At 54.9% G+C, this 19,840-nt stretch carries 17 protein-coding genes and 1 riboswitch; of the genes, 5 read left to right on the top strand and 12 right to left on the bottom strand.

Annotated features, from left to right (window positions below; all coding sequences use genetic code 11):
* From umuD to HOJ95_06500, 3 genes are all read left to right on the top strand, one after another.
* Positions 1–283: translesion error-prone DNA polymerase V autoproteolytic subunit (gene umuD / locus HOJ95_06510; protein MBT6394337.1), on the top strand; the 283-nt coding region annotated here is incomplete at its 5' end.
* Positions 284–1,543 (top strand): Y-family DNA polymerase, encoded by a 1,260-nt coding sequence (locus tag HOJ95_06505; GenBank protein ID MBT6394336.1) that lies wholly within the window; start codon positions 284–286, stop codon positions 1,541–1,543.
* Positions 1,544–1,796: 253 nt separating this feature from the next.
* Positions 1,797–1,879, top strand: a riboswitch (cyclic di-GMP riboswitch).
* 57 nt (positions 1,880–1,936) lie between these two features.
* Positions 1,937–2,209, top strand: coding sequence for a hypothetical protein (locus tag HOJ95_06500; protein MBT6394335.1), 273 nt, complete (start codon positions 1,937–1,939; stop codon positions 2,207–2,209).
* 64 nt (positions 2,210–2,273) lie between these two features.
* Here the strand turns inward: HOJ95_06500 and HOJ95_06495 are convergent, their stop codons facing one another.
* The 10 genes from HOJ95_06495 to HOJ95_06450 form a co-directional block, all read right to left on the bottom strand.
* Positions 2,274–2,732, bottom strand: a complete 459-nt coding sequence (locus HOJ95_06495; protein ID MBT6394334.1) for a c-type cytochrome — start codon at positions 2,730–2,732, stop codon at positions 2,274–2,276.
* Positions 2,733–3,190: 458 nt separating this feature from the next.
* Positions 3,191–4,705 (bottom strand): DUF4405 domain-containing protein, encoded by a 1,515-nt coding sequence (locus HOJ95_06490; GenBank protein MBT6394333.1) that lies wholly within the window; start codon positions 4,703–4,705, stop codon positions 3,191–3,193.
* A gap of 72 nt (positions 4,706–4,777) precedes the next feature.
* Positions 4,778–5,308 (bottom strand): Rieske (2Fe-2S) protein, encoded by a 531-nt coding sequence (locus HOJ95_06485; GenBank protein ID MBT6394332.1) that lies wholly within the window; start codon positions 5,306–5,308, stop codon positions 4,778–4,780.
* 12 nt (positions 5,309–5,320) lie between these two features.
* On the bottom strand, positions 5,321–7,249 hold the full coding sequence (locus HOJ95_06480) for an FAD-dependent oxidoreductase (protein ID MBT6394331.1): 1,929 nt from the start codon (positions 7,247–7,249) through the stop codon (positions 5,321–5,323).
* A 66-nt stretch (positions 7,250–7,315) separates the two neighbouring features.
* The gene (locus HOJ95_06475) at positions 7,316–7,681 is read right to left on the bottom strand and encodes a cytochrome c (GenBank protein ID MBT6394330.1); all 366 of its coding nucleotides are present in this window, start codon (positions 7,679–7,681) and stop codon (positions 7,316–7,318) included.
* Positions 7,682–7,767: 86 nt separating this feature from the next.
* Positions 7,768–8,253: an Rrf2 family transcriptional regulator gene (locus HOJ95_06470; GenBank protein ID MBT6394329.1), complete on the bottom strand. Its 486-nt coding sequence runs from the start codon at positions 8,251–8,253 to the stop codon at positions 7,768–7,770.
* A 348-nt stretch (positions 8,254–8,601) separates the two neighbouring features.
* On the bottom strand, positions 8,602–9,369 hold the full coding sequence (locus HOJ95_06465) for a sulfite exporter TauE/SafE family protein (GenBank protein ID MBT6394328.1): 768 nt from the start codon (positions 9,367–9,369) through the stop codon (positions 8,602–8,604).
* A 136-nt stretch (positions 9,370–9,505) separates the two neighbouring features.
* Complete coding sequence (locus HOJ95_06460) at positions 9,506–11,221, bottom strand: CocE/NonD family hydrolase (protein MBT6394327.1); 1,716 nt, start codon at positions 11,219–11,221, stop codon at positions 9,506–9,508.
* 106 nt (positions 11,222–11,327) lie between these two features.
* Positions 11,328–13,046 carry a CocE/NonD family hydrolase gene (locus tag HOJ95_06455; GenBank protein MBT6394326.1) on the bottom strand — a complete coding sequence of 573 codons (1,719 nt, stop codon included), beginning with the start codon at positions 13,044–13,046 and terminating at the stop codon, positions 11,328–11,330.
* A gap of 246 nt (positions 13,047–13,292) precedes the next feature.
* On the bottom strand, positions 13,293–14,192 hold the full coding sequence (locus HOJ95_06450) for a DMT family transporter (protein MBT6394325.1): 900 nt from the start codon (positions 14,190–14,192) through the stop codon (positions 13,293–13,295).
* A 192-nt stretch (positions 14,193–14,384) separates the two neighbouring features.
* Here HOJ95_06450 and HOJ95_06445 point away from each other — a divergent pair, with 192 nt between their 5' ends.
* Together HOJ95_06445 and HOJ95_06440 are read left to right on the top strand one after the other, a co-directional pair.
* Entirely contained in the window at positions 14,385–15,281 is an 897-nt protein-coding gene (locus HOJ95_06445; GenBank protein MBT6394324.1) for a fumarylacetoacetate hydrolase family protein, read from the top strand.
* Between the two features lie 7 nt (positions 15,282–15,288).
* A complete protein-coding gene (locus tag HOJ95_06440) occupies positions 15,289–16,422 on the top strand; it encodes a mandelate racemase/muconate lactonizing enzyme family protein (GenBank protein MBT6394323.1) in 1,134 nt (377 codons plus the stop codon).
* A gap of 231 nt (positions 16,423–16,653) precedes the next feature.
* Here the strand turns inward: HOJ95_06440 and HOJ95_06435 are convergent, their stop codons facing one another.
* Positions 16,654–17,808, bottom strand: coding sequence for a cupin domain-containing protein (locus tag HOJ95_06435; GenBank protein MBT6394322.1), 1,155 nt, complete (start codon positions 17,806–17,808; stop codon positions 16,654–16,656).
* 163 nt (positions 17,809–17,971) lie between these two features.
* Complete coding sequence (locus tag HOJ95_06430) at positions 17,972–19,651, bottom strand: thiamine pyrophosphate-binding protein (GenBank protein MBT6394321.1); 1,680 nt, start codon at positions 19,649–19,651, stop codon at positions 17,972–17,974.
* Between the last annotated feature and the right edge of the window lie 189 nt (positions 19,652–19,840).

Raw genomic sequence — 19,840 nt, 5'->3', positions numbered from 1 at the left:
GCGCCCCGCCGCCACTTTCTTTGTGCGCGCCGACGGCGATTCGATGATCGGGGCGGGTATCCATTCCGGAGATATTCTCGTGGTAGACCGCTCCCTTGAGCCCCGCGACAGAAAAATCGTCGTCGCCGTCCTCAGCGGCGAGTTCACCGTCAAGCGTCTTGAAAAGAAAGACGGCACGCTCCGTCTTCTTCCCGAAAACAACGCCTTCCCCTCGTTCGATATCATCGACGACATGGATTTCGAGATATGGGGCGTGGTGACAAGCGTAATCCACGCCCTTTGAGTGATGCGCGCATTCGCCCTGGTAGACTGCAATAATTTCTACGTTTCGTGCGAGCGGGTTTTCAATCCAAAACTAGAGGGAAGAATTGTCGTCATTCTCTCCAACAACGATGGCAACGTAATCTCCCGCTCCCCCGAGGCCAAGGCCGCAGGCATCCCGATGGGCGCCCCCTGGCACGAAGTGCGCCCAGAGCTTGAAAGGGTAAGCGGTCTCGCACTCAGCTCCAACTACGTACTCTACGGCGACATGTCGGCGCGCGTGCGCATGATTTTCGATGAGCTAGCGCCATCCGTCGAGGTCTATTCCATCGATGAATGCTTCCTCGACCTCGGCAATATCGCGGGGCTCGACTTAGAGGCACATGGAAGAGAAATCGGCCAGAGGGTGCGTCAGTGGACGGGCATTCCCGTCGGCGTCGGAATCGGCCCCACAAAAACCCTCGCCAAGGCGGCAAACCGCCTCGCCAAAAAAAACGGTGGCGTCTTCTCGCTTTTCGAGAAAGCGGCCATCCGCGCCGCACTGGCCGGCATGGACGCCCGCGATGTCTGGGGCGTGGGCTCGCGCTGGAGTAAAAAACTCGAAGAGCGGGGAATCCACTCCGCACTGGCACTGGCCGATGCCGACCCAAGATTTATTCGAAAAGGCTTCAGCGTCGTGCTCCAGCGCACCTGCTATGAGCTTCAGGGAATATCCTGCATTGCACTCGAAAAAGCGCCGCCTCCCAAAAAACAGATTATCGTCTCCCGCGCTTTCGGCAAAAAAGTCACGACACAGCAAGACCTCAAGGAGGGCGTTTCCTACTACATGACCCGCGCCGCAGAAAAACTTCGCAGTGGGCGCCTCGCGGCGCGCACCCTCTCTGTTTTCGCCCACACAAACCATTTCAGCAAAAAAGACCATCAGTACAGCAGCGCCACCTCTGTGAGCCTTGAGGTGCCAACCGACAACACCGGGGAGCTAATCCACCACGCCCTTGAGGCTATCGAGCGGGTTTATAAGCCCGGCTATCGCTACCACAAGGCGGGGGTAATGCTGCTCGACTTGAGCCCGGCGGAAAGCACACAGACAGAGCTTTTCGCCACCGATAGCTGCTGGCAGCCGGAGCTGATGCAGGCCATCGACACCATCAACGGACAGATGGGCCGGGGAACCATCCGTTACGGGTCAGAGGGATTTCGCACCACCTGGCGGCGGAAATCCAACCACTGCTCCCCCCGCTATACGACAAGATGGGATGAAATTCCGAAAGCGGGGAATTAATTCGTAGCCGCCCTGACAAAATACCCACCTCGCCAGGATCAAAAAATATTTTCAAAAATAGTATTTTACGCATCAATTTGGATGATGAGGCATCAGCCCAGTTTTATTATTGCTGTTAAATTCAATGCAAAATAAACAAAAATCTTACAGTATCCTAATGCAGAAAATGAAATCAGGTCCCATATTGGATACCAACAGGTCAGGGTTATTCGTAGCCAAGAGGGGAAACGGATAGCCGGACCAAACAGTTCTTTCGCGATAACGGCAAACTCGTTGTGAAGCGGGGGCGCAAAGGCACAAGTCAGCGGATATTCGGCTGATGGTTGGCCTGCCGAACGAAAGTGAGGGGTTCTGCTCCTTGCGCGAAAGACTTTATGTGCAAGGAGTTTTTTTATGCTGAATTATCCAGAATCGCCACGTACCGAAGTGAGTTCGAATCATCCATCCTTGAGGCAGCCTTCCTTACTAGGCCTTTCTCACATTCATCGCCAGAGATCTAGTTGGATAGCCGGAGAGGAGAAACAGCCTTCCCAAGATCCAGACAAAAAAGAAAATAACGATGGGGATAAAACAGGAGAAGCGCCCCCAAAACTTCCTCAATGGATGCACTCTCTAATTCGCTCAATGAAATTCAAAGAAGAAGAGAAGAAGAAACCACGCGGCTAGATAGGCTCTCCTCATACGGAAGAGCTTACCTTCAAAACCTCGAAGAGTCCTACAAAAATCCCGCCTATTTCTTCTGCGGCTTGGTAGCTACTTTCGCCTGGATGACATTTGGTGCAGCAATAAGCCCCTCAGGGGCACTACTCAAACTCAACATATAAACGGTGAGGGCCTCTAAATCCTTCTTGGCAAGATGCTTGTATGGCGGCATCGTCGAGCCGGGAGATATACCTTGAGGATTGGCGAAATGTTTGAGATGCCATTCTGGGTCCTTACGCCGATCACCAACCCAGGTAAGTTCCGGCCCTAGCTTTCCCCCAGCGCCATGGATAGTGTGGCAAGCAATGCAACCCATCGTTAGATATAGCTGCCTTCCCCTGGCAAGTAGTGGCGCTCCCTTGAGCTTCACACCCCTGTGGCATGTACCGCAACTCGCCTGCGTAAAGGGTTTACGGCGCAGGGGCTCATCCCAAAAAGGAACTTTGCCATGCCCATCGGCTACCGTAGTGGCTCGGCCTTGGCCCATGTGACATGAAGTGCATCCAAATTTTTCAAATGAATGAGACGGAATTTTCGGATGAGTAGTCAAAGGCTGCGGCGATTTGGCGAATCTTGGATCATCCAAAGCCCTATGGCACATCTGGCACCTGTCTACGCGATTCGGTGAAACCACAATTTGATTATAGATATACCCCGGAGTTGGCAATTCCTGTTTACCCGAACCCGAAACAATAGCCCTCAACTCCGTGGCATAGGCATCCTGATATTTTCGCCACTCACGATCATAATCGCTCCAATACGAAACAATGAATAAAAATCCCGAAATAACGCCCACAATCGCGAATGCCAGATACCAATTCTTCAGACTAGCCGACTCTGATTTTATTTCAGATTTCATATCGTTCCCTATCACATGAACAATTCATCGAATGATTTGTGTAAAACCCCATCGGGCAAAAGTCTTCACTTAAAATGCACGCGCGTTTAATGGTGCACCGCACTTTGCGCCCACGGAAGAATAAAGGCCCAGTTCGCTCCGCGGAAAAACGTTCCTACAATCGTTAAAATTATCAACGCACCCAAGAACGATGAAAACAAAGAAATAGCGCCCAAACGCCGCGAGCCCGTTTTACGAACAATGCTGCTCGAGTAAATGGCAATGCCGACAAGAAGAATGGTCGCCGGATTCACAAGATCCGCCATAAATTGAGGCGACTTGGCCCAAAGAACCCGGATGCCGAACTGGGCATTGAGTATCATCAATATGGGAACCGAAAGCGCGCCCCCAACAAAACTCTTCCAGGCGATCTTTTTCCCCTCAAGCGAGGAGAACCACACACCTTCTCCCGCCGGGGTGTGGTCGATAAAAGGAATGACCATCAAGCCTAGAACAGCGAGCCCCGGAACTATGACCCCACCGACGAGCGCAGAATAGCTGACCAGTTCTTGTAAACCGAGAAAATACCAAGGCGCTTTTGAAGGGTTGGGCGGATGTATCGGATTGGCAATCTCCTCAAGAGGGGCATCAAAGAGAAGTGAAATTGCAGTAATGGTGGCCAAAGTGCCGACGAACAAGACGAGAAGCCGAAATGTCAGATGAGGCCAGGCCGTCACCTCCTCCTCGGGTGTCTGTGTCCCAACGATTGGGGTGGTGCTTCGTGAAAGCGCCATCAGCCCGTAGGTTTTAGCGGTATCCCACAATCCGCTATCGACGGCGGTCGTGGGATGCCCGTCCTCATGCTCATCCCTTGAGCGGGCAAGGCCACCATCTTTTCGAATGCGCCAAAGATGAACGGCCATGATCATGCTCATCACTATGGGCAGGATGGCCACATGCAGAACATAAAATCTCAAGAGAGCCCCTTGGCCTACCTCCTGCCCACCCAGCAGCATGAAGCGAATGGTGTCGCCCATCAGGGGCGGGTAGGCGGCGATGCTCGATCCGACTGTGATGGCCCAGAAGGCAAGCTGATCCCAGGGCAAAAGATAGCCCGTGAACGAGAGGAACATCGTAAGGACCCAGAGAATAACACCCAGCACCCAGTTGAACTCGCGCGGCGCCTTATAGGAGCCCGTATAAAACACGCGGCACATGTGAACAAAAACTACGGCCACCATTCCGTGCGCGCCCCATCGGTGCATATTTCTCAATATGACCCCGTAGGAGACGACGAACTGCAAGTCCTTCATGTCAGAATATGCGCGGTCCACCGAGGGAACGTAATAGAACATCAATAGAACGCCGGTAATGGTCAGGATGAAAAACATGAACAGCGCGATGACGCCGAGACCCAAGGTTGCCGTCGGGCGAATCGTGTGCACATTCACACGAGCAGGCATGATGTGCAAAAAGAAATTCGTGACCACCACCTGCATCCGGTCAAGATCGTTGTCCGGATATCCGTGGCGAAAGATCGAGCGCCAGACGCGCGAGCGGGTCAACTTGGCGCCCAACCGCGTTATTGTTTTTTTATCTCCCGCCCCGCTTGCTTGTGTCATTTTTTCCTCAAAACCCCCATGGCAAGGATATGCCCCGAGTAAAGATAATTGGCAAAATTTTATTCTCCGCCTTTACACCTTGAAGTAGTTATCCGATGCCACAAAATCCTGCGTGTCCACCTGAAGCCATCCGTCCGGGCTCAAACCGATCCGAAAAAAAGACAGAGGCCGGGGTGCCGGGCCCGAGAGAACATTCCCGCTTTGATCGAACACGCTGCCGTGGCAGGGGCAGCGACTCGTCGAGGCCTTGCCCTTGCTCGAGGGTGCCCCAAACGGGCCGGTCGTGCACCGCAGATGGGTGCAGACCGCCGACATTGCCCGGAACCCATGGCGGTCGCGAAAAATAAACAGCTTTCTGTCCTCGATAAATGTTATCGAGTCCGGCTGATAATTTGCGGGCTTATCCAACTTGAAAGCCGTGGGTGTTTCGTACAATACATTTGGAAATAGATAGCGAATGTTGGCTACGCCGGGCCCGATGATCGAAACGAGGGAGGCAATCCATCCTATCGACAATAAAGAGCGGCGAGAGAAGCCGCCTATCTGCTCCGGATCTTGCCCCCCTGCGCCATCAGTCTGCATTCCCTCAATCTCTTGGCTCACGTACACACTCCCCTAAACGACAGCCGGGCCAGACGCACCCGCCAAAGTTGTGGAAAACCGATATTGCTCCATCGTTATCGCTCCGGTCGGGCAGCGCATGGCGCACATGCTGCACCGGATGCAGGCCGACTCATCTTTGAGCATCGCCGCGCCGCTCATCGCCCCCGCCTCCCCATAGCGGGCCCTCGTCAAGCTATCGAGTTCCAATCCGCCCTCTAGCTGCGCAAGGGGCACGATGCGAAGACATGCCGAGGGACAAACATCCACGCAGCCCCCACACATCACACACTTATCACTGTTAAAAATCGTGTTAATCGCGCACTGAACACACCTGGAGGCCTGCTCGCTGGCATCCTCGGCAGAATAGGAAAGCTCAACCTCGGCAATCCCGATGCGGCGCTCGATGGGAAGATTGGGCGCCTCCTCGCGCTTGGAGGTGCGATAGGCTGGATTAACCACGGGGAGCGTTTTCTCAGCCTCGCCGATGCGAAGGCGCGATTGTCTGAAGAAATCGACCTTGTGCCAGCTCCCCTCCGTTTTCGCCGCGCTCGCCTCCCCCCCCAGAAACAGATGCATTGAGTTCGCCGCGCGATGACCGTTTTCAACCGCCTCGATAAAAATTCGGGGCCCAAAGGCCACGTCGCCGCCGGCATATACGCCCGGCGCGCTCGTCGCCAGCGTTTCGCGATCGATCTTGATGGTCCCTCGCGGGTCCGTTTCAATTCCGTCCTCGGGCCGAATCCACGACAACTCGGGCGCCTGCCCCACGGCGAGTATCACCGAGTCGCAATTCATTACCTCCTCAGAGTCGGGGACAAACTCGGGGCTGAATTTCCCCTGCTCATCAAACACGCGCGCAACGCCTTGCACCTCAAGCCCGCGCACCTGTCCCCCTTCCCCAAGTATCCGTTTTGGTCCCCAACGCGGATGGATCTCAATACCCTCGCCCTGTGCGCCCTCCACCTCCAAGGTGCTCGCCGGCATCTCCTCCCAGGATTCAAGACACACCATTCGAACATCGCGGGCGCCCATACGCAGAGCCTCACGGGCAACATCCACCGTCTCTGACATGGTCGACCTATCTTCGTCCCCAGGCTCGGCATTTATCTCTCGAGAAGCCGTGCGGGCGGCATCCATCGCCACATCACCGCCGCCGACGATAACCACCCTCTCGCCAAGGTCCACCTTGAAGCCCAGGTTAACGTTGAGCAAAAACTCAACCGCCCGGAAAACGCCGTCAAGCTCCACCCCCTCGATAGGCAGATTCCGGCTCTTGTGCGCGCCAATGGCAATAAACACTGCCTCGAATCCATCCCTTTTCAGGTCGGACATATTGAATTCACGTCCAATGGCGTGATCAACTTTAAGTTCAACACCCAAATCGAGAACCGCCTGAATTTCAGCCTGAACCAAATCCCGGGGCAGTCGATACTCGGGCACCCCGAGTTTGAGCATCCCGCCCGGCACGCTTTGAGCCTCGAACACAGTGGGTTTGTAGCCAAGGAGGGCCAAGTCATGCGCACAGGTGAGCCCCGCCACACCAGAGCCGACGATGGCCACCTTGCGGCCCTTGGTTTTATCCCGAATCGCCTCGCCTACTCGGCGAAGAGCCGTCATATCCCACGGCGCCTGGACATGCGGGGTCTCCGGCCCACGAACCACCAAGCGCGTGCCCGTCGCCTGGCCCAGTGGACGCTCGGCCTCCGGGCCGTAGCGATTCGTGAGAAATCGTTTTAGCGAACGAATAGAAACAGGATCATCCACCGCCCCGCGCCGACAGGCCGCCTCGCAAGGGGCCGCGCACACACGACCGCATACCGAGGCAAACGGATTGGGCTCGCGTGCTATCCGATAGGCGTCCTCAAATCGTCCCTCGGATACTGCACGGACATACCCCCTGGCATCCGTGTGAACCGGACACCTTTCACGGCACTTCACCATCTCGGACCAATAGCCGCTATCGGGAACAATAACCTTATATTTTGAATTCTCGGACATCCCGAGGCCTCACTTAGAGAGCGAACGAATAAAGGCCACTACATTATTAATATCGCCGTCGCTCAATGCGCCGCCCCATGGAGGCATGGTGGGCGATTTGCCAACCGCTGCGCCGCCCATTTTTATAATTTTAAAAATTTTCTCATCGGACAGACTTTTCATATACTTACTATCCGAGTGATCCTGAGGCTTGGGATTCAAGCTGGCCGCCGCCGGACCATCTCCCTTGCCATTTGGACCATGGCAAGCGCCGCAAAATTGCTGATACTTCGCCTTCCCTGCAGCCGCATCAGCTGCTTCCGCATCCATCCTATCGACCACCAGAACAAAAGCGGCCGCCGCACAAACTAAAATCGTGACCCACTGCTTCATCAAAGAATCTCCTTTCAAAAATTCAATGTGCCGAGAAGATAACTGCTTCTCACCATATTTAAATGATACTGAAACCTTAGAGGAGCCCGTTAAATTTCGAAAAAGTTTTGTATCCCTGAGTCTATTTTTTTCTCTGAGTCTAATTGATTCTTTTCCTCTATCATCTGCTCAACCGCGCAAACCATATCTTCAAGTTTGGTCTTTTCCATAAATTCGAGTAGCGCCATCTTAACCCCCTTCCACCTATCGTGAAGGGGACAAATATTATCCTCCGAGCAAGAGGTAAGACCCGCCATACATTCTCCGAATGGCTCCCTGCCCTCCACTGCCATGACAATTGCGCCAAGACATATTTCTTTTGCTGAGAGCGCCAGAACAAATCCCCCTCCCGGCCCTTTGCGGGAACTCAGCACACCTCTCTTTACAAGAGGCTGAACCGTTTTCGCAACCGTTGGCCCTGATACGCCCGTCTCCTTTGCAATTTCATTGACCGTTATCGGCGCGCCCCCGCCCCTCCTCGCGATAAAGGTGAGGATGGTGACCGCATTCTGAACTGACTTTGAGTACAGAGCCATAAGCTTCCTCCACAGAAAGCAAATCCTTGTAAATTTGCTTTCTGTAGAATCTCCAAAATAAGGTAGCTAGCCTCAGCAAACTGTTTGCAAAAGTAAATATGGGGGTGGAGACAGAAAAAAGCAAGATAAAAAGATAATTATATCTATATTAGATATAACACATGAACATCCGGACCTAAGTAGTTATTTATCAATCTTTTAATAAATACTTATTTTGGGAGGGAAATGACACCCTGGATACAATCAATGTTCAAAATCGTCCTAATATCGAAATTAAGCCAAACTTGGGTGCCGCATGCCACCAATTTAGGAGCATTTGCCCTGCGGCGGAAATATCAATCAAATGATTCAAATATTTTTATAGATGAGAAACATAGCCACCAATAACAACACGGCGGCGAAAAGTCGGGAAAGCATCCGTTCATTCAGGTGGTTGCCGGTCTTTTGTCCGACCCACATCCCGGCGAGACCACCCGCGACAAAAATGCCGGCAACCGAATAATCGATCGCTCTTCCCTGGGCGGCATAGCTGATAACCCCTACCGCGCCGTTGAAAGAGATAACAAGAAGCGAGGTCGCGACCGCAGCGTCCATCGACAGACCGACCACGAGCACGAGAGCGGGGACAACGATAAAACCACCGCCGATGCCGAAAAATCCCGATGCGAACCCACATCCAATCGCGGTCGCCACCAACGGAATCGGCTGAAATCTCTTTTCCTCATTGCGCTCTCCCACAACACAGCTATTCTTTTCCCTCGAGGCGCGGCACCACATACGCACGGCCAGTAAAACCGTGAGCCCCGCAAGCAGAATCAGCAAAACGGAACCGGGCACCCTCGCGTTCATCCGTGTGCCAATGTAGGTGCCCACTGAGCCGAGCACCGCGAATAGGAGCCCTGCCCGCACCTCCACCCGCCCTTCCATCATCCGGCGAACGGCGCCACTGAACGCTGTAGCACCCACCGAGGCGAGCGAGGTTCCAAGTGCCATATGAGGAGATTGGCCCACTGCGTAGACAAGGAGGGGAATGGCAAGCAGGGAACCGCCGCCGCCCGTCAGTCCGAGCGACACGCCCACCGTAAAACCACTAAGAATAATAGCTATCAAGTTCACAAAAAAAACTCCCGTATACTATGTCGAGTATACGGGAGGTGTGCCTCCATTAAAAGAGACTCCGCTCTGAAATCCAATAAGTACTTCATCCCCAGCCAGTGGGCGCTCGACAGGATCCGAGCGAGGGCTGCTAATTCTACTTCGGCGGTATTACCGGGAGCAACAAATAGGGCTCATGGCCCGGCACCGTGTGGAGCGTTACCTTTTTACCGTAAATCTCAACCGGGCGGTCCCGCGGGTCGTTATGAAGAAACGGGCCGCAACCCTTGAACTCATTTTTCATGGTAGCAAGTCCCTCACCCGTCGCCCCGGCGTACTCATAATCTTTTCCGCGAACACTCAAGGCAACCCGGTAGCCTACCGGAACAACAATACTCGTCACCCATATTTCAACATCGAGTTCGACCACCTCGCCAGGGGTGAGCGGCTGTTTTTCATCGCGCGTGTGATAGGGCCTGTAGGGCTCGCTCAACTCGGGGTCCAGCTTTCTGTGCGACGCACGCAGCCAGCCCTGGCCAATGGGCGTGTTGGGATCGAGCGCCCCCTGGAACACCTCCTCTTTCAGGTCGCCCGTGAACAGGCGAACCACCAAGAAGAGATCGGCATCCTCGGTCTCAGAGGAAACGAACAGCTTGGCCGCCATGGGGCCGGTTAACTCGGTTTCCGCCTCAAAGGGCGCTGTAATGAATGTGACCCCGTCGCCGAGGGCATCGTATGTAACACTTCCCTTCGCCGAGGGGGGATTGAGATCGAGATTGTGGTCCTCGGTATGAAGGTAGAATTTTGTCCACTGGGTCCGCGCCAGCGGCCATTCGTTTTCGGTCCGCTCAACGAATTTCTCGCCCACATGTCGGACTTGAAGCAGAACAGGTGCCTGCTCCTTCCAACCCGTATCCTCACCTTTTAGGAAATGGCCAAAAAATTTCTTTTGGAGGCCCACGCCGTAGTCTGTATAAAATTCTGTCCAATGCTCGATGCCGTGCATCTCGAACCATTTCTCGTTTGAGGCGGCACGCACAAAGCCCTCGGAGTTGCCCCGGGGATGGATTCCCTGGCCACCCCAATTGCCCGACGAGAAAAGAGGAACCTTGACCTCCGACCAATCCGGCATCCGGCATTCCCAATATTCGTCGGTGGACAGAGGATTCGCCAAAACATCCGCACCAAAATCCGAGCGATTCGCACCAAGCTCCTCATCGGTCAGCGTCTCCGGCCCCGCCACCCAATCGGGGGCGATGCGGCTGCGGTAGCCCTTTGACCCAACGCCATGCTGGACGGTTTTCACCTGCATGTCGTACCAGTTCTCACAAAAGGTGTTTACGATGCCGCCATGGTGACTCAGATCGCGGTAAAAATCAGCTCCGCCCTCCCAGATGCATATCGCCGCCAGATGGGGCGGCTGAGAGGCCGCCACCTGCCATTGGTTCATGGCATAGTAGGAGATGCCGTTGATGCCAATTTTGCCATTGCACCAAGTTTGCTCGGCGGTCCACTCGATGCAGTCGTGAAAATCTTTCGTCTCGCGCGGGGACCACAGCTCGATAAATCCCGGTGAGCGCCCCGTGCCGCGTGAATCGACCCGGACGATGACATAGCCGTCGGGCACCCACTTCTCGGGGTCTGCAACCTCCCAGTTCTGATATTTATTGGTCGAGCCGGCGGCGACATCGGGATGAAGCTCAACCATACGGTCCCACTGGTCCTCGTAGCCGTCCTGAAAAGCCAGATACTTCCCATAGGGGCCATAGGTCACCAGGGCCGGGTAGTTCCCCTCCTCGATTGGCCGGTAGATGTCGGCCCGCAGAACGAGGCCATCGTCCATCTTGAGCGGAACGTCCCAATCAATGCGCATACCGTCTCTGATTTCAGATCTAAATTTCTCTTCACTCATTACTCTCTCCTAGAGGAGCCGTCTTGGAGGGGCGACCCCTTTCTTTATCCGTATACGAGCGTCTTGCCTATTTCTCCGGAATTACCGGAAGAAGGACATAGGCAGGCTCCTCGGGGGAGGTGTGGAGCGTCACGTTGCCGCCGTAAATATGGGCTGGGCGATCACCTGGATCGTTGTGAATGAAACACCCGCAGCCCGTGAACGCATTCTTCATGTTCGATAGCCCGGCGCCCGCGCCGCCAGTGAACTCGTAGTCCTTCCCGCGCACGGTGAGCCCGATGCGGTGGCCAGCCGGAACGACGATGCTCGTGTCCCAAATCTCGACATCACACTCGACCCTCTCGCCCGGCTTAAGCGGCTGAATCTCATCGTGGGTGTGATAGGGGCGAATCTCTGTCGTGAGATTCGGGTCGAGCTTTCTGTGCGAGGCGCGCAGCCAGCCCTGTGCAATCGGTGTGTGGGGATCGAGCGCCCCTTGGAAAACCACTTCCTTTAAATCGCCGGTAAATATCCGAACCACCAAGAAAAGATCGGCGTCCTCAGTCTCAGAGGAAACAAACAACTTGGCCGCCGAGGGGCCGGTGAGTTCGGTCGCCGCCTCAAGCGGCGGGGTGAGGAACGTTACGCCGTCACCAAAGCCAGCATAGGTGGCGCTTCCGGCCTGGGCGGGAGGCTCTTTGCCCAAAGTCTGCCGCGCCGGGTCGAGATAGAACTTTGTCCACTCGGTCCTCGCCAGCGGCCACTCGTTCTCCTCGCGCTCAACAAACACCTCGCCCGGATGACGCACCTGGAGGCGAACCTTGGGCTCATCCTTCCACCCCGTGTCCTCACCTTTTAGGAAATGGCCAAAAAATTTCTTCTGTATATTCACGCCATAGTCGGTATAAAATTCCGTCCAATGCTCGATGCCGTGCACCTCAAGCCATTTTTGATTCGAGGCCGAGCGCTCATAGCCCTCAAAATTGCCTCGCGGGTGGAGACCCTGGCCGCCCCAGTTGGCGGACGAGAGAAGCGGCACATTAATTTTCGAGTAATCGGGCATGCGCGAGGTCCAAAATTCATCGGTCGCAAGCTTGTTCGAGAAAACGTCCTGGCCAAAATCATTTCGATTCGAGCCAAGCTCCTCCTCGGTCAGCGTCTCAGGCCCCGACACCATGTCGCCGTTCATGCGGCTGCGAAATCCCCTGGTGCCGCGACCGTTCTGCACCGTATAGACCTGCATCTCCGGCCACCCGCGGGCGAAACCGTTACAGAAGATACCGCCGTGGTGGCCCATGTCGCGATAGTAGTCGGCCGCCCCCTCCCAGATGCACATCGCCGTCAGATGCGGCGGCTGCAGGGAACTCACCTGCCACTGGTTCATTCCGTAGTAGGAAATTCCGTTCAGGCCGACCTTGCCTGTGCTCCAGGGCTGCTCAGCCGACCACTCGATGCAGTGATAAAAATCCTTGGCCTCGCGTGCAGACCAAATATCCATATGGCCCGGAGAGCGGCCCGCACCCCGAGAATCCACGCGCACAATGGCATAACCATCGGGCACCCACTTTTCGGGATCTACGACCTCCCAGTTCTGATATTTATTCGTCGAGCCCGCGGGGACGTCGGGATGCTGCTCGACCATGCGAGTCCAGCAAGTCTCATAAAGATCCTCAAAGTGAAGATACTTGCCATATGGGCCATAGGTCATGATTACCGGATACTTGCCATCGTCGATGGGCCGGTAAACATCGGCTCTGAGGATGAGCCCATCTTCCATTTTGATCGGCACATCCCAGTCAATCCGCATACCGTCTCTGATATCACTTTTCATCTGCTCCATTTTTTCGCCCCTATTGTGCTCGCTCCGGCAAACCAAAACCTCACATAATTGAGGTCAGGCCCGCCGGGGAATGAAATTATTTCGATAGCTGTATTATAGCGGCCTTGGGCTAGCGGTCCAAGCGGGAGGGACCCTTCAATCTCTATATGAATTTTTTGGGGGGGGGAACCTTACCGCCCCCTGACTAATCGCGATGAAGAACCTTATCAATCCCTACTTGAATGCCATGATAAAACCGCCGCCAGAAACAATGAGGAAGGCTGAGAAAAATATCCGAGGCGTAACACGCTCAATATGACCAAGGAAAAGGTAGGTCCACAACACGGCCCATAGCGGCCCCAGCCGACTCAAGGGCATCATGATGGAAACATCCCCCATCGAAAGAGATGTCCAGAAAAAACCGGCCGAGAGAGTTGTGCTCAACCCCGCGAGGATGAACCAGCGCAAAGAGCGCCTATCGAATCGAATTTCCCCGCCAATTCCCAACCCGAAGCGTGAGACACAAAGAAACACCACCGCCGAGCTAAATGCCACCCCAACGGCCACAAACGGGGTGTTCTGGAGAGCAAACCCGAACTTGGCCACAACCGGCATGATGGCAAACATCAAAGAGGCGCCAAGGGGAAAAATCAAGGAGCCCTGAAACCAGTCCTTTATGCTCCCCCCCTCGCCTTCTTTGGGCTTAGAGAGCAAACCAACGCCGGTGACGACACACGCCGCCCCCACCCAAACAAAAAGACCGGGCTTTTCTCCCAAAATGAGCACAGCAAGCAAAATGGCCCAAATCGGGGCCGACCCCTGTATCGGCGCAGCGCGACTGACGCCCATACGCTGAATGCCGGTGAACGAGGCCATCTGTCCAACTCCCTGCCCCACACAACCCGCCAAGGCAAACCAGAGTATTGGTGTAAGCGTCGATGTCTGGAGCGTGCCCCGAGAGGCGGCGGCAATCAGGCCCACGGAACCAACAATGGCGCCCATGGTTAAAACACCGGCCAGGGGAGAGCCGCTGCGAAGTCCCTGGCGCAAGAAAATAAATGTGAATGAGTACGTCAGCGAGGAGCTGAGTGCGAGAATTTCCGCCAGACCGATTGAAGAAAATAAATTAGACATTGGCGGAATATATACCGATTTGCCCGGCATAAGCGAGGACACGACCGAATATAAACGAGCTTTGCCAATCGAGCTTATTTTGCCAATCGAGCTTGTATAGAGCCGCCCCGCATCTTAGGATGAACCCCGACATTTATCACAACTTTTCATTACTATTAATCCGCGCAGTCTCACTTTTCACGGAGAGCTTTCATGAAGCTTGTAACGATGGATATCCCGGAAAACGGAACAACGAGAGAAACTATCGGTGTGGTTTTAAGTTCAGACAGGATTCTCGATCTGGCCTCTGCCTCGCTCGACATCCCCTCCGACATGGTGCTCTTCATCGAAAAAGGTAAGGCGGGTCTTGAGATTGCACGCAAACTTGCCAGCGAGGCAGAATCGGGAGGCCACACGGCGTCCACCCACCCGCTCGCCTCTGTACACCTCAGGGCGCCGGTCCCGCGGCCGCGTAAGTTTGTCCACGCCGGGCGAAATTTCCATAAACATCTAGCAGAATCGGGAAGCGCCATGCCGGCTCAAATTCCTCTGGCCCCCCGCTTCACCTCGACCATGATCGGACCCGATGAACCAATCATCTACCCACCACTGACGAGCAAACTCGACTCCGAGGCTGAAATCGTCATGATAATTGGCGAGCGGTGCAAGAACGTGCCCCGCGAAAATGCTTTCGATGTCATCATGGGCTACACCCTCTACAACGATGTGACGGCTCGCGACATTCAGGATGACGATGCCAGAGGCGGGCTTTTCTTGTGCAAAAGTCTTGATGCAACGAACGCCATCGGGCCCTGGATCGTCACCTCCGATGAGATCGACGATCCCCAGAACATGGATATTATTGGTCGGGTGGATGGCTTCGAGCTTCAGCGCCAGAGCCTCTCGAACATGATTTTCGATATTCCGCATATCATCTCTCACCTTTCGAAGATGACTCTAGAGCCGGGCGATCTCGTCTCGACGGGGACCCCGGAGGGCTGCGCCATTTTCAGGGAAGGCGGCGAGGCGCACCTGCTCAAAGTAGGGGGTGTGGCGGAAGTGGAATCGCCCCTTCTCGGCATTTTGCGCAATCCTGTAGTAGCCGAGTGAAATTGATATGAAGATAACGAGCGTTGAAGTTTATTTTCTCTCGGCCCCCCAGCCCGAACGCGAATTCTGGCTAAGCCTCAGGCCAGTCCTCTCGGTGAACGAGCTTGTCGTCAAAATCATGACCGACGAGGGCATCACCGGCGTCGGTCTCGGCACCGCCTCGGGACGCGTAAGCGAGGTGGCCGAAATATTCAAGCGGGGCTTTGGCGACCTCATTCTGGGAGAAGACCCCCTTCGCCCCGAGCGGGTGCTGAAGAAAACCCTTGGCACCACCTACCACCGGATTTCCCACGACAGCGGCTGGCCGCGCGACCATATCATCACGGCCGCAGCGACCATCGACAATGCGCTGTGGGACATCATGGGGAAGGCGGCGGGCCTTCCACTCTACAAGCTCCTGGGGGGATTGGAAGGCCGTGCCCGCACCTATGCCGGTGGCGGCTACTACCGCGATGGAAAAGACGTCGCCGAGCTTGTCGATGAGGTCGGCCGTTATTATGAAATGGGACATCGGGGCTTCAAGATGAAAATTGGCGCAATGACGCTTGAAGAAGATATGTCTCGCGTTGCTGGTGTAAGGAAGGCAATCGGGCCCGAGTGTCTGCTCGCCGTAGATGTAAACGGCGCCTGGGACTATGCCGCGGCCAAGGAAGGCGTACAGCATCTGACTGATTTCGATTTGGCGTGGATTGAGGAGCCAATCTGTTGGCGCGAGGCGAAACACACCCTGCCCCGCCTCAAGGCTGATTGTCCGATTCCGATTGCGGATGGGCACGGTGAAATGAACCTGTACGATTGCCTTCGCTTGATCGATGACAATTCGGTGGACATTATCCAGTTTGACGCAACGAAATTCGAGGGCGTCACAGGAAGTCGAAAAATCATGACGGCCGCCGAGTTGGCACACATCCAGTTCATGCCGCACCACGACCCGCAAATTCATGCCCACTGCATAGCCGCCAGCCCGGCGGGCTATATTTGCGAGAGCCATGCCGACCCCGAGCGCGATCCGGTCTGGTTCGAGCTTTTCGACGGAACGCCCGAGCTTAAAGAAGGCTGGCTTACGCTTTCAGACAGACCCGGTTTTGGAGTTGAATTGAACGAGGCGGCGATGAACAAGTGGGCCGAGCGGGTCTGCTAGAGAAGGTTTGTTGGTTTAGACGAAAGTTAGCTTAACAAACTAATTTTCCCGTCCTTAAGACTCGAAATCGCATCTCTGAAATTTGTAAAACCAAATCGGCCATCCATCTTTCTTCGAAAACCAGTGAAACTAAAAGGCCCCGAGAATCACCCCAGAGCCTTTTAGTATTCATCTAACTATCTGAGCGAATTTCAAGAAAACGAAAATCAAATAATCTGCACACTAATCCATCTACTTCCCATCATGAGACGAAATCGTCATGACTGCCGGGCTGCCGGAACGGTTGCTCCAGGCATGGTTACTCCCGCGCAGTATCACGACGTCACCCGCCTTCAAGGACACCTCTTCGGTGTCGAGCACCAATACGATTTCACCCTCGTGGATAAAACAAAATTCTAGGGTTTGCGTCTTCTGCATGTACGGATGAGGCGCAGAGTCCGAATACGTGGAGGCGCCAGGCGAGCCCATTGCGCTGAAATACGCCTCAACTTCGGCGGCGCCGACGTTATCTTTCCAAACATCATCCGGCGGAAAAGTAACTACCCGGCAGACCGTTCCGTTCTTCGGAGGCTCGATAGTGTGCGGCAAATGAAGCGTCTCCATAACAATCGTCGCCGGATCGCTATCGGTGACCCACAGCCGCGCCGATGCAAAACCGGGCCGTGCGGGATCAAAACGTACATCGGGCGCCGGACCATCGGCGAGCAATGTGGATTTTCCCGGCTCTTTATCTATGGTCACTATCCGCCGCGCTGGCTTCACGCCATCTGGTAGCTTGAGATCGGGCTCGACGATCTTATCGTTGCCCTGCGCCAGACCCACGGGCCCATCTGTAAAGCGCGCTGCGATCATGTCGAACGCCATCTGGCAACCCAGACGGGGGCTGGCCCACTGATGCCACGCGCCCACCTGAACGACGATATCGCCCGGCTTCATCACAAGCGTGTGATCATCGAGAATTAATTCGCGCTCGCCCGTCAACATGATTCCGTAATCCACCGTCTCGGTTTTGTGCATACCCGAGGAGAAGGAATTATCGCCGCCTCGATCCCATCGCCTTCTTGAGGGCATGTCCTTGGGCTCATGAAACGGAATGCCTTCGGTATCCTTGGCCGGATCGTAATCGTCGGGGCGGTTTCGCGCCTGGATGACTCGAAGATGTCCACCAGCGGCGGAGCCGGGAAAATCGTAGGGCAAATCTCCATCATCACGCTCGCCGGAGAGGGGGGGAGGCGTTTCCCACCATGTCCAAAGGTCGGTGTGACCTTTGCCGGGTATCGGCGCCGGATGGGTGTCCGGAGCGGGGCCATCCCAAACAACTTTTGATTTACCACTCTCATCGTTGCCGGTAACTACTCTCCTGATCGGTATCAGTCCTTCGGTCATAGTCTCTTGCTCCCTTCTTTTAAATATCGTTCCCATAGATGTAGTTCTTAAAATTCAGGCTTACACCTTTTTAGAAATTTGACGCAAAATCAAAAAACCGAGAGGGATTCAAACACCCGCCTCATCTGGCGCTCTTGCCAAATGCGCCAGAGAAAACTTCTCGTCATCCGATAGCAAGTGGGGCCATGGCCATGACTTCGGTCGCAACATCCACCACTACGGGCCGGTTCGCCGAGAAAGCCTGATCGAGGGCACTATCAATTTCAGAGGGCTTATCCACCCGAATACCGAGGGCGCCCATCGATTCGGCCACCTTTGCAAGATCGGTGTCATTATAATGCCAAATAAATTCATGCTTGGCATTCAGCTCGCCGCCTGCGATCTGGGTCAACCCTTGGAGTCCATGGCTCAAGACATGGTTGTTGTTGACCACCATGACAGCATTAATATTTCGTCGCACAGCCGTTTCGATTTCGGAGAGGTGGTACCAGAACCCTCCGTCTCCGGTAAACAGAACAACGGGCCTATCGGGAAGCGCACACTTTGCCCCCAGTACGGCAGGCAAACCCCATCCCAGCGAGCCCGCACAACGAATAAAACCCTGGCCCGGCTCGGTAAGATCGACCATACCGCCCGTCCACATACCCGCATGGCCGGTATCCGAAACGAGGAGCGCATCCGAGGGGAGGTGCTCGGTAAGCTCCTTGCAAATGCGCTCGGGGCGAATGGGAACGGCATCCGAGTTCAGAAGAGGCTCGAATTCCTCGTACCACGCCTTCATGGATTTTTTTTGTTGTTCAGTCCAATCCTTGCGGGAGGCGGCAGAGGAAGCATCGGCCGCATCAATAAGTTTGCGTAGGCTAACCTTTGCATCCCCCATGATGCCCACTTCCAGCGGATAGTTTCGCCCAATTTCCTCGGGGTTAATGTCGAGCTGGATGACAGGCGTCCCAATCTGGGGGAGGCGCCAGCGATTCGTCACCTGGCCGCCGGTCTTGCTCCCGATAAAGAAGACCAGGTCGGAATCCAGCACCGCCTGGTTCGCTGTCTCGCGGGAGTAAACACCCACAACACCAACCGAAAGCGGGTGCTGGGGCGGAACAGTGTCCTTGGCGTTGAGGGCTGTAGCAATGGGAATAGAGAGTTTCTCGGCAAGCTCCACCAACTCGGCCCCCGCCCCCGATGCGCGAACGCCGCCGCCCGCAACGATGATTGGCCTTTTCGCCGCCGCCAGGAGCCTGGCCGCCTCTTGAATACTCCCGGGCTCTGGCTCTGGCCGATAAGCGGGAACCCGGGTAGTGGCCTCATCCACGAAAACTTCCAGGTCCCCCTCCGCATCGTCTGTAATTTGACCTCCTTGCCCCTTAAGTTCCAGATGGACAGGTCCCGGAGTCCCTGAGGTGGCGCACCGAAAGGCCTCCCGTAGCAGGTCGGGGTATCGCTCGACCTGCTCCACCCGAACGTTGAACTTAGTAACCGGATCAAACATGGAGAGGTCTTCGACTTCCTGATAAACATTACGATACTGGGTATCGGTCTCGGTTCCACCCGTGATGGCAATCACTGGAGAGCACCCAAGATATGGGTCCCTGAGGCCCGCAGCCAGGTTGGATGCGCCCACCGTCTGGGCCATACAAATTCCGGGGCGGCCGCTGGCACGCGCATAGCCATCGGCCATGTAAACCGCCGATTTTTCTCCATGGGTTAGGATACGATCTATATTTGTTCGCTCGTCCATCTCAAAGAGAGCACGTTTGACTATTCCTGGCATGAAGAAAATATGGGTCACACCGTAGGCCTGAAGCGTATCAGCGAGAAAGCGTGCTCCTGTCATCTTGGGCATAATTATTTCTCCTCAAAAAAAGCCGAGTTATGAAATTAGTGGCCGCGACTTACCGGCACACTCCTCATACACACATTTGCAAATTCTCAAGCCTCTCGATTTTGCTATGGCAAGACGACAGTTCTTTATGTGAAAAGGTCGAACGAAATTTCAAAACATACTCATGAGCTAACAAGCATTACTAGAAGT

This window comes from Nitrospinaceae bacterium (assembly GCA_018669005.1).
Taxonomy (GTDB): Bacteria; UBA8248; UBA8248; order UBA8248; family UBA8248; genus UBA8248.
This window is presented reverse-complemented; position numbering and strand designations above follow the sequence as displayed.

Bases quoted from the DNA above. Each gene is read 5' to 3' on its own strand.
- HOJ95_06455 (MBT6394326.1), bottom strand. From the start codon at position 13,046: ATGCGGATTGACTGGGATGTGCCGATCAAAATGGAAGATGGGCTCATC.
- HOJ95_06480 (MBT6394331.1), bottom strand. From the start codon at position 7,249: ATGGTGAAGTGCCGTGAAAGGTGTCCGGTTCACACGGATGCCAGGGGG.
- HOJ95_06470 (MBT6394329.1), bottom strand. From the start codon at position 8,253: ATGGCTCTGTACTCAAAGTCAGTTCAGAATGCGGTCACCATCCTCACC.
- HOJ95_06500 (MBT6394335.1), top strand. From the start codon at position 1,937: ATGCTGAATTATCCAGAATCGCCACGTACCGAAGTGAGTTCGAATCAT.
- HOJ95_06440 (MBT6394323.1), top strand. From the start codon at position 15,289: ATGAAGATAACGAGCGTTGAAGTTTATTTTCTCTCGGCCCCCCAGCCC.
- HOJ95_06450 (MBT6394325.1), bottom strand. From the start codon at position 14,192: ATGTCTAATTTATTTTCTTCAATCGGTCTGGCGGAAATTCTCGCACTC.
- HOJ95_06445 (MBT6394324.1), top strand. From the start codon at position 14,385: ATGAAGCTTGTAACGATGGATATCCCGGAAAACGGAACAACGAGAGAA.
- HOJ95_06460 (MBT6394327.1), bottom strand. From the start codon at position 11,221: ATGCGCATTGATTGGGACGTTCCGCTCAAGATGGACGATGGCCTCGTT.
- HOJ95_06430 (MBT6394321.1), bottom strand. From the start codon at position 19,651: ATGCCCAAGATGACAGGAGCACGCTTTCTCGCTGATACGCTTCAGGCC.
- HOJ95_06490 (MBT6394333.1), bottom strand. From the start codon at position 4,705: ATGACACAAGCAAGCGGGGCGGGAGATAAAAAAACAATAACGCGGTTG.
- HOJ95_06435 (MBT6394322.1), bottom strand. From the start codon at position 17,808: ATGACCGAAGGACTGATACCGATCAGGAGAGTAGTTACCGGCAACGAT.
- HOJ95_06495 (MBT6394334.1), bottom strand. From the start codon at position 2,732: ATGGGCCAAGGCCGAGCCACTACGGTAGCCGATGGGCATGGCAAAGTT.